The following is a 14,644-nucleotide window of genomic DNA, read 5'->3' on the forward strand; positions in this document are numbered from 1 at the left end:
GCCTTACCGAACACCCACACATGAAGCAGGAGGGCGTCCTTGCCCTCCTTCTACCGCTTCAACTCGTTGCACACATCACGTCAGCAGGAAATCCGCCGCCGTCACACTGGTCGCATCCCCTACCCCCACCAGGCGAATGGTGTCGGTGGCACCGGCGAAGCTGACCAGGGTATCGGCCCCCACATCGGCGATGGTCACGTTGGCGGCAAAGGTCGCCGCCGTGATGTTCATCGCCGAGATGTCCAGCCGGTCCTGGCCGCCCGCCGGGGCAGCATCGAAGCCGAACACCTGGTCGGCGCCGAAGCCTGCGGCAAACACGAAGACATCGTTGCCGTCGAGCGCCACCAGCGAGTCGTTGCCCGCCCCGCCGGTGACCGTGTCGTTGCCCGCGCCGCCATCGATGAAGTCATCGCCGGCCCCGCCCAGCAAGGTGTCGTTGCCGCCACCACCGAGCACGGTGTCGTTACCCGCACCGCCGTCAAGCTGATCGACGCCGACACCGCCATCGAGGTTGTCGTTGCCCAACCCGCCCAGCAGGATGTCGTCACCATTGCCGCCGTTGAGCGCATCGTCGCCGTCACCGCCATCGAGGCTGTCATTGTTGCCACCGCCATTGAGGGTGTCGTTGCCCAGGCCGCCGAACAGCTGGTCGTTGCCGGCATCGCCATTGAGCGTGTCGTTGCCGGCGTTGCCGTTGAGGGTATCGTCGCCACCGGCACCACTGAGGGTGTCGTTGCCGGCACCGCCGGTGATGACGTTGGCGAGGTCGTTGCCCAAGCCTGTGAAGTTGCCCGCGCCGGTGTAGGTCAGGTTCTCGACGTTGGCGGTCAGCGCGTAGCTGGCCAGCGAGGTGCGCACGGTATCGATACCGCCGCCGGCGGCCTCGACCACCACATCGTTGCCGGCATCGATCACATAGGTATCGTTGCCGGCGCCGCCCACCAGCCGGTCATCACCGGCACCGCCATTGAGCGTGTCGTTGCCGCTGCTGCCGGTGATGGTGTTGGCCAGCGCGTTGCCGGTACCGGTGAAGTTGGCGCTGCCGGTGTAGGTCAGGTTCTCGAGCTCGTTGCCCAACAGGTAGCTGGCCAGGCTGGTCTGCACCAGGTCGACACCGCCGCCGGCCACTTCGGAGACGCTGTCGCCGAGGTTGTCGACCACGAAGGTGTCGTTGCCGGCACCGCCGTTCATGGTGTCGGCGCCCAGCCCGCCGTTGAGGACATCGTTGCCGTCCTCGCCATTGAGCACGTCGTCACCGTCGCCGCCGTTGAGCGTGTCGTTACCGACGCCGCCGAACAGTTGGTCGAACCCGGCCAGGCCATTGAGCGTGTCGTTACCGCCCAGGCCCAGCAGCACATCGTTGCCCACCGTGCCGTTGAGGGTGTTGGCCGCGTTGGTGCCTTGCAGCACGATACCCGGTATCACCGCCACCGCCGCCGTGGCCGCCGAGGTCACCACCTCCTGTTTGCCGAAGCCGTCGGTGTAGCGCACGATCACCCGCAGTTGCTGATTGCCCTGGGCCAGGCCCGGGGTGAAGCTGGCCGACGTGGCGCCGGCAATGTCGTTGAAGTTGCCGCCCAGCCCCTGCTGCCACTGGAAGCTGAAGGCGCCCAGGCCGTCGAGGTCGGCGATGCTGCCGGTCAGCGCGGTCAGGGTCTGGCCCTGGTCCGGTGTGGTGTCGCTGATCAGCACCGCGCCGGTTGGCGCGTCGTTGACGTTGAGCACCGGCAGCGTCGGGTCGGAGGTCGCCACCTCGGCCACGCCGAAGTCATCCACGTAGTTCACCAGCACGCGTATCTGCTGGCCGACCTGGGCCTGGCCAAGGGTGAAGCTGGTGCCGGTGGCACCCGGGATGTTCACCCAGCCCACGCCCACGTTCGACTGCCACTGCACGCTGAACTGCGGGTTGCTCAGGCCGTCGGCGTCGACGATGGCCGCCAGGTTGGCGGTGAGCACCTGGTTCTGCGCCGCCAGCCCGGTCACGGTCGGCCCTGCGCTGGGGGCGCTGTTGGCCGAGGAGTCGACGATTTCCAGTGTGCCCTTGGCGTCCTGGTACACCGCCCGCACGCGGATGTTCAGCCCCGCCACATCGTCCGCCACCCGGTAGGTGCTGCCGGTCGCCCGTGACGCTTCACCGGCGGCGACAAAGGTGATGTCTTCATACACACCGGTGCCGGGGATGGTCTCGACCTGCCAGTAGTAGGCCACAGGCCCGGTCACCGCGCCGCTGGCGTTGCCTGCGCCGACGTTGTCGGCGTCGTGCACGCCACGGTTGCTCACCCGCAGCAACTGCCCGGCCACCGGGGCATCGGCCCGCGCGCCGCTGGCGTCATCGAGGATCGCCAGGTGGCCCGACGGGCCATTGTTGACAGCGGTCCCCACACCCGAGGCCTGGGCGCTGTCGGCAAACTGCAGGCGTTCGATGCCGGTCAGGCGGTCCACGCCGTCACGGCCCACCACGGTATCGGTGACGATGACCGTGTCGCCCTCGATGCTGATGCGGTAGTCGGTGGCGATGCCGCTGAACACCGCGGTGTCGTAGCTGTTGTCGCCACTGAGGATCTCCCGCACGATCACCAGCTGCCCGGGGTTGTAGGTGCCGTTGAGCATCAGCGGCACCATCGGTTCCATGCTGTCGAAGGTGGCGATTTCCGGGCCGGTTCCGTCATGGTTGGCGCGCACGCTGATGCGCACGTTCAGCCACTTGTCACCGTCGAGGATGTCGTCGCCGCCGCGCCCTTCGATGAGGTCGCTGCCGCTGCCGCCCAGGATGATGTTGCCGCCATCGAAGAAGGTCGCGCCGGCCGCCAGCAGGTCGACCAGGCCGTTGATCAGGCCGATGTTGGTCAGCACGCTGCCAGTGGCCCCGGCGGTGGGCAGCGAGGTGGCATCCTCGTTGTCGCCGCGCAGGAAGTCGCCATGGGCCGAGCCCGACAGGCCTTCCATGATGTCGAAGCGCACCAGCGCCGATGCGCCCGAGCCCGGTACCAGCGGCACATCGAAGAAGCGGTCGCTGTAGTCGATGGAGACGCCCTGGGCCAGGTCCTTGAAGGTCGCCCAGTCATAGCCGGAGCCGCCGATGTAGCGGTCGCCGAAGCCGAGGCTGCCGACCATGATGTCATCGCCGCCTTCACCGTTGAACTTGTCGTTCTCGTTACCGCCGATGAACACGTCGTTGCCGATGATCGGGTCGTTGCCGAGCGGGTCGAAGTTGTCGCCGGGCGCACCGTCCGAGGTGCCCTTCTCGATCCAGTCGTCGCCTTCGTTGCCCATGTCCTGCTCGTTGGCCTTGCTGCCCAGGATGAAGTCGTTGCCCTGGCCACCGATGGCTTCGCTGGCATCCTCACCGGTGACGATGAAGTCGTTGCCGAAGCCGCCGATGATCAGGTTGATGCCGTTGCCGCCGTGCAGCACATCGTTGCCGTCGCCGCCCTGGATGTTATCGTCGCCGCCGGTGTCGCTGATGATGTCGTCGCCGGCACCACCGCGCAGCTGGTCGTTGCCGTCGCCACCGTCGATGCGGTCGTTGCCGGCATCGCCCCACACCGTGTCGTCACCCTCGCTGGCGATGAGGATGTCATCGCCGTTGGTGCCACCGAGCACGATGTGCTCGTCACCGGTGTAGCGGATGTAGTTGCCGTCAGGGCCAGCGGTCAGCGGGTTGTCGCGGAACACCACCTGATGACCGCTGTCGTCCAGCGGGTCGGCGTTGCCCAGGCCGTCGTTGTACTGCTTGGAGCGGTCCACTTCCAGGTAGAAGCCAGGGTCGGAGAACACCAGGCCCGGCAGGTGGGTGGCCGAGGTGTTGGCCATGATCAGCTTGGCGAACGAGTTGCTTTCCAGCTCGGCGTTCATCGACAGGCCGGCGGTGCGTTCCAGGTAATAGAAGCGGTCACCGTCCTGCAGTTTCTCCAGCTGGTTCTCGAACACGAAGTTGAAGGTGCTGCCGAGCATGCCGCCGAACGGCGTCTTCGCTTCGGCCAGGCCGCCGATCCACAGGTCGATGGCATCCACCCCGGTGATGGTCACCCCCTTGAGGTCGTCGGCGGTGCCCAGCAGGCCATCCTTGCCGGCCTTGGTCACGTTGGCCCATGCGCCGCTGCCATTGAGGAAGTCCAGGCGGTCGCTGGGCGCACCATCGCCACCGAACACCAGGGCCAGGGCGGCGTCACGCTTGCCCTCGAGGGTGGTCGCCGAGGTGATGCTGGCGTGGGTACCGTAGGCGGCGATGAAGTTGATCAGCGATTCCGGGTGCTTGAGGTGCTGCACCAGGTCGACCCAGCTGGTGTACGGCTTGAGCTGGGTGTCGCCGGTCTGGCCATAGATGTCGCGACGCAGGGCGTTGAGCGACGGGATGCCGACATCGCGGCCACGGGCAATGTTGATCGCCGGCAGGTCCAGCGGCAGGCCCAGCAGGTTGTTGCGCAGCGCCTCGGTGACGAACTCGTCGATCTCGTTGCCGGCCTGGCGGGTCACCCCGCGCACGATGGCACTGGTCGCCTCCTCGGGCGTCACGCCACTGGCGGCATAGGCCAGCGGGTTGAGGAACGCTGCGATCAGGCCCATCTGCTGGTCGGGGTTGGCGCTGGCCGGGTCGCCGATCACGTTAAAGTCGATGTCGAAGCGGTCAACGGTTTCGGTCAGCATCGAGTGGCCAAAGCGGTACACGGTGTGCGCGAACTCGGCGACGATCGAGGCATCGAGGTCGACGTCATACACCTGGGTCGGGGCGAAGAACAGGTCGACCCGCGGCTGGATGGTGCGGGCGAACTCCTCGAACACCAGGTGCTGGTACTGCATCTCGGTGCCGAACTTGGCGGCCTGGAACAACCGCTCGCCGTTCCATACCAGCGCGTCGATCTCGGCCTGGGTGACGGGCAACGCCGCCACCGGGTCGAGCAACCACTCGTTGAGGAAGGCCACATCGTGGGAGTCGAGCACGGTGTCCTTGGTCTGCGCCACCAGCCGGTTGTGCTCGGAGTGGAAGATCGCATGCACCGCGGTCAGGCCGATGTTCTCGTTGACCCGGCCGTCACCGGCGATGTAGTGGGCGTCGAGCAGTTCGTTGTCGTAGGCGGTGTTGGCACCGGTCTGCGGGTTGAACGGCACGGCGTTGCCTATCGCATCGCCGGCGTCCGGCGCCAGCACGCCACCGCTGAACACCGGCACGGCGTTGTGGGCGATGTCGGCAAGGAACTGGTGGCCGGTGCGCACGGCATTGGTCAGGTCGATCGGCGCCAGTGGGTTGCCTTCGACCAGCACGTCGTCGGCAGTACCGCCCAGGCCGTCCACGCCCTTCATCACCACCATCGGGTAGCCGTTGGGCCCCTTGATGAAGTTGCCGTAGGCGTCGGTGGCCAGCAGCGGCACGTTGTCCACGTCGGCGTCGGTGAGGTGGATACCCAGCACATCGTTGGCCTGGGCCTTGACCACTTTCCAGGTGGCCATGCCGCCGATCTCGCTGTCGTCGCCGGTGCCGTACTTGCCGTCGGCGCCCAGGTCACGGTTGGTGATCAGGCGGCCGGTGGCGATCGGGCCGTGGTCGGTCAGCTGGTAGCCGCGCAGGAACACCTGGTGCGACGGGTGCGAGCTGTAGGTCTGGTTCTGGTCGACGAACGGCGTGGTGGTGTTGGTGTGTTCGTGGACATCGTCGGCAGTGCCCAGCACGCCGTCGGCGCCGGGCAGGTTGGTGGCGCGGGTCAGCACCATGAAGTTGGAGTGCCCGCCCGGCACGTACAGCGGGTCGTCCGGTTGCAGCGGGATGAAGATGGTGCCCGAGCCGCCCTTGGTCACCAGGTCCAGGCCGTGGTCGAAGAACTGCCCGAAGAAGGTCATCCAGGCGTTGAATGGCGCGGACAGGCCGGCATCCGGCGCGGTGTTCTCGAACAGGTACACGTCGTGGTCGTCATTGGTGCCGAACTGGCCATCCAGGCCGGGGCTGGCCACGATGCGCACGCCATCCTTGAGCACGTCGTCACTGCCTGGCGCGCCGAAGTCGAGGTGGCCGTTGGCACCGGGGTCATAGGCGGTGGCATAGGCGGCCGGGTTGTTCGAGGTCTGGTCGACGATCAGGTTGCTGATGGTGCGCGGCTGCGAGTCGAACACGTTGCCGCTGGTCTGCTGGTACGTGGTCGCAGGGCTGGCCGGGGAACCTGGGCCAAAGAAACCGGCCGGGGCGCCTTCGGCCGAATTGAACACGGGGTCGCTCAGGCGTGGGAACACGTTGTCGGCGGCACCGTATTCGGTGTGGTTGTTGCCGTTGAGGTTCATCAGGTTGTTGTTCGAACCATCGACCGCACGCAGGCCTAGCGGCGCGCGGATGTTGGGGATCAACGAGAGGATGTCCTGCCCCGCCGCGTCCGCCTCGGCGATCTTGATCTGGGCGAGGATGAAGTTGAGGTCCGAGCGCACCATGTGCAGACCGGCGCCGCCATCGCTGGCATCCACCACCGGGGTTGGTGCCGTGGGCACCACCGGCGCGCCGGGCTCTACCACTGTGGTGGGCTGGGAGAACAGGATTTCGGTGGTGCCGTGGGCGTCCTGGTAGATCGCCTTGACCCGCAGCGACAGGCCGGCAAGGTCCGGCGAGACCTTGAACGCCGTGCCGTCGGCGCTCTGGAATGCCAGGTCGCCGGCCGGCAGCAGGATGATGTCCTGGTACACGCCGCTGCCCGGGTCGGCCTCGAACTGCCAGTAGTACGACACTGAACTGTTGGCGAGCGTACCCAGCGGGTTGCCGGCGCTGACGTTGTCGCCATCGCGCACCCCCGCCACGCTGACGGTGAGCATGTCGCCCACGGTGATCGCCCCGCCGTTGCTGTCGGTGAGCGTTGGCTGGCCGGTGGGCTGGGCGTTGCCGCCGGGCACCAGGATCTGCTGGCCGTCGGCGAATTGCAGGCGCTCGATATGCAGCAGGGTATCGGTGCCGTCACGGCCAACATCGCTGTCGGTCACCGTCCACACGTCGTCCGAGACATCGGCGGTGCCACGGGTGTCACGGGTCACCGTGTAGTCGGCCTGCACACCCTGGTAGATCGCGGTGTCATAGGCCGCGCCACCGGTGGAGGTACCGGGCAGGATCTCGCGCACCGCCTTGAGCTGGCCGGGGTTGTAGGTGCGGTCGAGCATGAACGGGATCATGTCGACCATGCTGTCGAAGCTGGCGATCTCGGGGCCGGTGTGGTTGACGTCGCCCGGGGCATACACCGCGATGCGCACGTTGATCCACTTGTCGCCGTCGATCAGGTCATCGCCGCCACGGCCTTCGATCAGGTCACTGCCGTTACCACCGAGGATGATGTTGCCGGTGGCAAAACCTGTGGTCGGCAGCCCGGCATCGGCCAGGAACTGCTGCAGTCCGCGGATCAGCTGGACGTTGGTCAAGGCACCGCCGGTGGCGCCGCCGTGGTTGAGGATGGTCACCGCATCCACGTCATCGCCCTTGAGCACGTCGGCGAAATTGGAGCCGGACAACCCCTCCACTTCGGCGAAGCGATCGAGGATCGAGGCCGGCGAGGCGCCGACCGGGTTGAACACCCCGGCGTTCTGGTTCGGCGCGTTGCCATGGGGCTGGGCCAGCGCGGCCAGGCTCAGGTCGGCGGTGACGCCCACCTTGTCGTTCTTGTAGGTGATCCAGTCGAAACCGGACATGCCGTCCATCTTGTCCTGGGCATCGCTGCCGACAAAGATGTCGTCGCCGCCCTCGCCGATCATTTCATCGAAGCCGCCTCCGCCGACGAAGATGTCGTTGCCGACCACGTCATCGGTGAGCAGCGGTGCGAAGTTGTCGCCCGGCGCGCCGTCCTGGGTGCCCTTCTCGATCCAGTCGTCGCCTTCGTTGCCGGTGGGCGGCAGGTTGGTCTTGGCGCCGAGGATGAAGTCGTCGCCCTGGCCGCCGAAGGTGGTGGTGATGTCTTCGGTGGTGACGATGAAGTCCTGGCCGTCGCCGCCGAGGATCAGGTTGCCGGCGGCCAGCATGCTGCCGGCAATGATCACGTCGTTGCCAGCGTTGCCTTCCAGGCGGTTGTCGCCGAACGAGTCGGTGATGATGTCGTCGCCCGCGCCACCCAGCACCGCATCGTTGCCGGCACCGCCTTCGAGGCGGTCGTTGCCGCCGTCGCCATACAGGGTGTCGTCGCCCTCGCCGGAAATGATGATGTCGTCGCCGGCAGTGCCGCCGAGCACCACGTGGTCTTCACCGGTGTAGTGCAGGAAGTTGCTGTCGCCACCCACGGTGTCGGGGTTGTCACGGATCACCAGCGGCACGATCTCCACGCCGTTGATCATCAGCCCGCCAGTGGGGTCGGCACGGCCGTCTGCGCCCAGGCCGGTGTACTGGTTGGCCTGGTTGACCTCCAGGGTGAAGGTCGGGGTGAGGAACACCGTGTTGGACAGGTGGGTGACATCGGTGTTGAGCATGATCAGCTTGGCGAACGAGTTGTTCTCAAGCTCGGTGCCGAAGTTCAGGCCCGCGGTGCGCGACAGGTAATAGAAACGGTCGCCGTTCTGCAGCGCTTCGAGCTGGGTTTCGAAGACGAAGTTGAAGCTTGAGCCGAGCATGCCGCCGAACGGCATTTTCTGCTCGGCCAGGCCGCCAACCCAGAAGTCGATGCTGTCGACGCCGGTGATGGTCACGCCACTGACGTCGTCGGCGGTGTTCATCACGCCGTCCTTGCCGGCCAGGGTGACGTTGGCCCAGGCCCCGGTGCCGTTGAGGAAGTCCAGGCGGTCGCCCGGTGCCCCCGTGCCGCCGAACACCAGCGCCAGGGCGGCGGCGCGTTTGTCTTCCAGCGTGGTCGCCGAGGTGATGCTGCTGTGGCTGCCATAGGCGGCGATGAAGTTGACCAGCGAGGCCGGGTGCTTGAGGTGCTCGGCGAAGTCGACCCAGCTGATATACGGCTTGAGCTGGCTGTCGCCGGTGGAATGATAGAACTCGCGGCGCGCCTGGTTGAGGCTGGGGATGCCAGTGTCACGGCCACGGGCAAGGTTTAGCGCCGGCAGGTCCAGCGGCAGGCCCAGCAGGTTGTTGCGCAGCGCTTCGGTGACGAATTCGTCGATCTCGTTGCCCAGCTGGCGGGTCACGCCGCGGATGATCGCCCCGGCCGCTTCGTCGGCGGTGGCGCCGCTGCCGGCGAAGGCCAGCGGGTTGAGGAAGGCGGCAATCAGGCCCAATTGCTGGTCGGGATTGTTCGGGTCGCTGAGAACCGGGTTGAACGCGGGGTCGAAGCGGTCGACGGTCTCGGTCAGCATCGAGTGGCCGAAGCGGTACACCACGTGGGCGAACTCGGCGAGGATCGCCGGGTTGATCGAGGTGTCGTAACCGTTGGGGGCGAGGAACTCGTCCACCTGCGGCTGGATGGTGCGGGCGAATTCCTCGAACACCAGGTGCTGGTACTGCATTTCGGTGCCGAACTTGGCGGCCTGGAACAGCCGCTCGCCATCCCATACCAGGGCGGCGACCTCGGCGGCCGTGGTCGGCAGTGCGGCCACATCATCCACCAGCCACTCATTGAGGAAGGCCAGGTCAGCCGAGGCGAGGATGGTGTCCTTGGATTGCTGCACCAGGCGGTTGTGCTCGGAGTGGAACACATGGTGCACGGCGGTCAGGCCGATGTTCTCGTTGGCGCGACCGTCGCCGGCGATGTAGTGGGCGTCGAGCAGTTCGTTGTCGTAGGTCAGGTTGCTGCCGCCCGGGCCTGGGGTCTGGGCGTTGCCGATGCTGTTGTCGGCATCGGCCTGCAGCACGCCACCGACCGAGACCGGCTCGGCATTGTGGGCGATGTCATCAAGGAAGCCATGGCCGGTGCTCACCGCGTTGGCCAGGCTGATCGGCGCGGCGCGGTTGCCCTCTACCAGTTGGGTCACGTCATCGGCGGTGCCCGCGATGCCGTCGGCGCCATTGCCGATACGGATCACCACCTGCGGCATGCCGTTGGGGCCCTTGATGAAGTTGCCATAGGCATCGGTGGCCAGCAGCGGCACGTTGTGCACGTTGGCGTCGGTCAGGTCGATGCCGAGGATGTCGCGGGCCTGGGCCTTGACCACCGCCCAGGTGGCCATGCCGCCGTTCTCGCCACTGCCATCGTCGGCGGTGCCGAACTTGCCGTCGGCGCCCAGATCGCGGTTGGTGATCAAGCGGCCGGTGGCCACCGGGTCGCCGCCGGCATCGAGGGTGTATTCGCGCAGGAATACCTGGTGCGAGGGGTGCGAGCTGTAGGTCTGGCTCTGATCGACGAACGGCGAGGTGGTGTTGAGCTGGCCATCGTCGGCGGTGCCGAGCACGCCATCGGCGCCGGCGGTGTGCACCGCGCGCGGCAGCACCATGAAGTTGGTCTGCCCGCCCGGCACGTACAACGGGTCGTCGGGCTGCAGCGGTATGAACACCACGGCGCTGCTGGTTTTGGTGACCAGGTCCAGGCCGTGGTCGAAGAACTGGCCGAAGAACGTCATCCAGGAGTTGAAGCCGGCGGTCAGGCCGGCATCCGGCGACTCGTTGGGGATGAAGAACACTTCTTTGTCGTCGGCGGTGCCGAACACACCGTCCACGCCGGGGCTGATCACCGGCGCGGCGCCGCCATTGGCCTCGACCGCCGCCGGGTTGTGCGCGGTCTGGTCGACGATCAGGTTGCTGATGGTGCGCGGCTGTGCGTCGACCACCGTGCCGCTGGCGGCGTAGGCCGCGCGGTACTGGGCATCGAGCAGGCGCAGGAAGGAATTGTCGGCGGCACCGAACTCGCTCTGCCCGGCCACCAGATTGTTGTAGCTGCCATCGACGGTACGCAGGCCGAACGGCACCTGGCTGTTGGGCAGCAGCTCGATAAGGCTGGCGCCGCTGGCATGGGCTTCGGCGATGAAGATCTGCTTGAGGATGAACTCCAGGTCGGACTTGCTGAAATTGGCCATTTTCGGTTGACCTCGATCGGTATGGGGGGCGAGCGCGGGGCGCAGGCGCCCGTCGCGCCCGTTCATGGGCGTGCACGGTTTGCAGCGTTTTCTTGTGGCGAAACGGGGCGCGCAAAACCGTTACCCGCCTGGCGGGCTACGTGCCTGGAGTTCGCGCAGGTTCAGGTGCGTCGGGCGCTCAGGCGCGACGAACCCAGGCCCTGGGTGGGCCGTGACCACGAGAGGTGGGGGATAACGTCCTGTAGAGCCCATTCACTCGGTACAAGAACAGAGGGCTGGTCATGTTCTGCTCCCACAGGAATGTCAGCGGGGGCTCGCGGTGCCGTGGCGACAACAGGGCTTCGGGCAAAGTTCCGACGAACTGACTAAGACTAAAGTTGTAGGCAAAAAAATTGTCAATATTACGTCGATAAAAAAGATTGGATCCCGCTAATCATTCTCAACTGGCTGTTTTTAATGAAAATTGCGAGGAATCCATAGAGCAAAAACGTATTACAAAATATTTCTCACAACCTACGCTCCTGCTTGTGGGGTACTGCAGCGAGTTCGGATTACCCGCCAAAAGAGCGACCAGCCTGCGTGCCAATCAGCTTCCACACCTACTGCTACCTGGGCTGCCGCAAGAGCACCCGGTTTTCTGGAGGGAGGCCTCATGCCCAAGCACACATCCACCCGCACTGAGCTCGCCGACGCACTGTTTCAAATGCGACGCAGTTTCTATTCGCTGGCAGGTTTCAGCGGAGTGATAAACGTCATGATGTTGACACCTGCCGTGTACATGCTGCAGGTCTACGACCGTGCACTGGTGAGCCGCAACGTCACCACCCTGGCCATGCTGACGGTGCTTGTGGTGGGCCTGTTCCTGCTGATGTCCACCCTGGAGATGCTGCGCACCCGGGTGCTGATCCGGGTGGGCAACTGCCTGGACATGGCACTCAACCGACGCACCTTCAGCGCCGCCTTCGAGCGCAATCTCAGCCGCGCCGGCGGCAGCCCCGGCCAGGCCCTGCAGGACCTGGCGCAGCTGCGTCAGTTCCTCACCGGCAATGGCCTATTCGCCTTCTTCGACGCGCCCTGGACGCCGATCTACCTGCTGGTCGCCTACCTGATCCATCCGCTGCTGGGGCTGGTCACGCTGATCGGTTCGATGATCCTGGTAGGCCTGGCCTGGCTCACCGAAAAGGCCACCCACCAGCCGCTGGCCGAAGCCAACCAGGCGGCGCTGTCGTCGGCCAACTACGCCAACAACAACCTGCGCAACGCCGAGGTGATCGAGGCCATGGGCATGCTGCCGGCCATCAGCCAGCGCTGGTTCAAGGGCCACCTGCGCATCCTGCAGATGCAGACCCTGGCCTCCGACCGCGCCGCGCTGATCAGCAGCACCGGACGCTTCGTGCGCATCACCCTGCAGTCGCTGATCCTCGGCAGCGGCGCGCTGCTGGCGATCGAAGGCAAGATCACCCCGGGAATGATGATCGCCTGCTCGATCCTCACCGGCCGCGCCCTGGCCCCGGTGGAACAGGTGATCGCCTCGTGGAAGCAACTGCTCGCTTGCCGCCTGGCCTGGGGCCGGCTCAACACGCTGTTGCACGACTATCCAAAGCGGCCGCCGAGCATGTCGCTGCAGCGCCCGCTGGGCATGCTCGCGGTGGAGAACGTGTTTGCCGGCGCCCCCGGCACCGGCAACACCATCCTGCGCGGGGTGAGCTTCAGCCTTACACCGGGTGAAAGCCTGGGCATCATCGGCCCGTCCGCCTCGGGCAAGTCCACCCTCGCCCGCCTGCTGGTCGGCGTATGGCCGACCCAGGCTGGCAAGGTGCGCCTGGACGGCGCCGACCTGTTCACCTGGAACAAGGCCGAGCTGGGCCCCTGGCTCGGCTACCTGCCCCAGGATGTGGAGCTGTTCGAAGGCAGCATCGCCGACAACATCGCGCGCTTTGGCGAGGTGGACAGTGACGCGGTGATCCGCGCCGCCAGGATCAGCGGCGTGCACGAGATGATCCTGCGCCTGCCCCAGGGCTACGACACCCGCCTGGGCAATGACGGCAGCCCGCTGTCCGGTGGCCAGAAGCAACGCATCGCCCTGGCCCGCGCGCTGTACGGCGAGCCCAGCCTGATCGTGCTGGACGAGCCCAACGCCAACCTCGACGACCTCGGCGAAAAGGCCCTGGTGGACGCCATGGCCGAGCTCAAGGCGCGGGGCGCGACGGTGATCCTGGTCTCGCACCGGCCCAATGTGCTGTGCGCCGTCGACAAGGTGCTGATGCTGCGCGACGGCACCGTGCAAATGCTCGGCAGCCGCGACGAAGTGTTCGCCGCACTGCGCAAGGCCAGCGTGATACCGGCAGGCGCGACGGCACCGACCCCACTGGCCTCGGTCAAGGCACGGGAGTGACAGATCATGCAGATGAACATGCCCACTGAAACCACCGGGAACGCCCTCGACCACGGCATCGACATGAACGTCACCCGCCCCGCCCGCTGCGGCCTGTGGTTGATGCTCGCCGGCTTTGGCGGTTTTTTGATGTGGTCGTGGCTGGCGCCGCTGGATGCCGGCGTGGTGGCCACCGGCACGGTCAAGGTCACCAGCAACCGCAAGGCGGTACAACACCTGACCGGCGGCACCGTGGAAGCGATCCTGGTGCGCGAAGGCGACGTGGTGAAGAAAGGCCAGGAACTGGTGCGTCTGGATGCCCTGCGCGCCGTGGCCGAACAAGGCGCGGTCAGCGCCCAGTACATCGTCAGCAAGACCGTGGAGAACCGCCTGGAGGCCGAGCGTGACGGCCAGGACACAGTGACCTACGACCCCGACCTGCTTGCCCGCTTCGCCGGCGACCACCGCCTGCTGGCAGCGATGGACTTGCAGGAACACCTGCTCGATACCCGCCGCGCGGGCCTGGCCGGCGAGATCGACATCCTCGAAGAGAACCTCACGGCCTCGGCGGTGCAGCTCAAGGGCCTGCAGCAGGTGTATGGCGCGCGCGCCTCGCAGATCGGCTTCCTCGACCAGGAACTGCACGGCACCCGCACCCTCGCCGCCGAAGGCTATGTGCCGCGCAACCGCCTGCTGGAACTGGAACGCAGCCATGCCGACCTGTCCGCCGGCCAGGCCGAGAACCTCAACAACATCGCCCGAGTGCGCAGCCAGACCAGCGAGATCCGCCTGCGCATCCTGCAGCGCCAGCACGACTACCGCAAAGAGGTGCAATCGCAGCTGACCGACACCGCCAAGGAGAGCACCACCCTGGCCGACCGCCTGCGCGCGCTGGATTATGAAGTGGCGCACACGGTGATCCGCTCGCCGATCGACGGCATGGTCCAGGCCCTGAGCATCGCCACGGTCGGCGGGATCATCCAGCCCGGCGCCAAGATCATGGAGGTGGTGCCGCTCGACGAGCCGCTGCAGGTGGACGCGATGATCCCGGTGCAGGCCATCGACAAGATGGTCCCGGGGCTTGCGGTGGACCTGTCCTTCCCGGCCTTCAACCATGCCCAGACCCCCAACATCCCCGGGCGGGTCAAGACCGTCTCGGCCGACCGGCTGATGGACGAAGAGAGCAAGCAGCCGTTCTACCTGGCCCAGGTGGAGGTGACCCAGGCCGGCATGGCCCTGCTGGGCAGCAACCATATCCGCCCCGGCATGCCCGCCAGCGTCACCATCAAGACCGGCGAACGCAACCTGCTGAGCTACCTGCTCAAGCCGATGATCGAGCGCGTCGACAGCGCCTTCAAGGAGCAATGA

General features: G+C 66.3%; 3 protein-coding genes. 2 read left to right on the plus strand and 1 reads right to left on the minus strand.

Annotated elements, in window-relative coordinates:
* Window positions 1-75 precede the first annotated feature (75 nt).
* Complete coding sequence (locus RTH46_RS21985) at window positions 76-10,902, minus strand: peroxidase family protein (RefSeq protein WP_316906617.1); 10,827 nt, start codon at window positions 10,900-10,902, stop codon at window positions 76-78.
* A gap of 652 nt (window positions 10,903-11,554) precedes the next feature.
* On the opposite strand from RTH46_RS21985, the gene RTH46_RS21990 reads away from it, so the two are divergent.
* A complete protein-coding gene (locus RTH46_RS21990) occupies window positions 11,555-13,297 on the plus strand; it encodes a type I secretion system permease/ATPase (protein WP_316906618.1) in 1,743 nt (580 codons plus the stop codon).
* Between the two features lie 12 nt (window positions 13,298-13,309).
* A complete protein-coding gene (locus RTH46_RS21995) occupies window positions 13,310-14,644 on the plus strand; it encodes an HlyD family type I secretion periplasmic adaptor subunit (protein WP_256671405.1) in 1,335 nt (444 codons plus the stop codon).

The sequence above is a fragment of the Pseudomonas sp. zfem004 genome (assembly GCF_032621715.1).
Lineage (GTDB): Bacteria > Pseudomonadota > Gammaproteobacteria > Pseudomonadales > Pseudomonadaceae > Aquipseudomonas > Aquipseudomonas sichuanensis.

What these genes read in the sequence shown, in the direction of transcription:
- RTH46_RS21985 (WP_316906617.1), bottom strand. Translation starts at nt 10,902, where the DNA reads ATGGCCAATTTCAGCAAGTCCGACCTGGAGTTCATCCTCAAGCAGATC.
- RTH46_RS21990 (WP_316906618.1), top strand. Translation starts at nt 11,555, where the DNA reads ATGCCCAAGCACACATCCACCCGCACTGAGCTCGCCGACGCACTGTTT.
- RTH46_RS21995 (WP_256671405.1), top strand. Translation starts at nt 13,310, where the DNA reads ATGAACATGCCCACTGAAACCACCGGGAACGCCCTCGACCACGGCATC.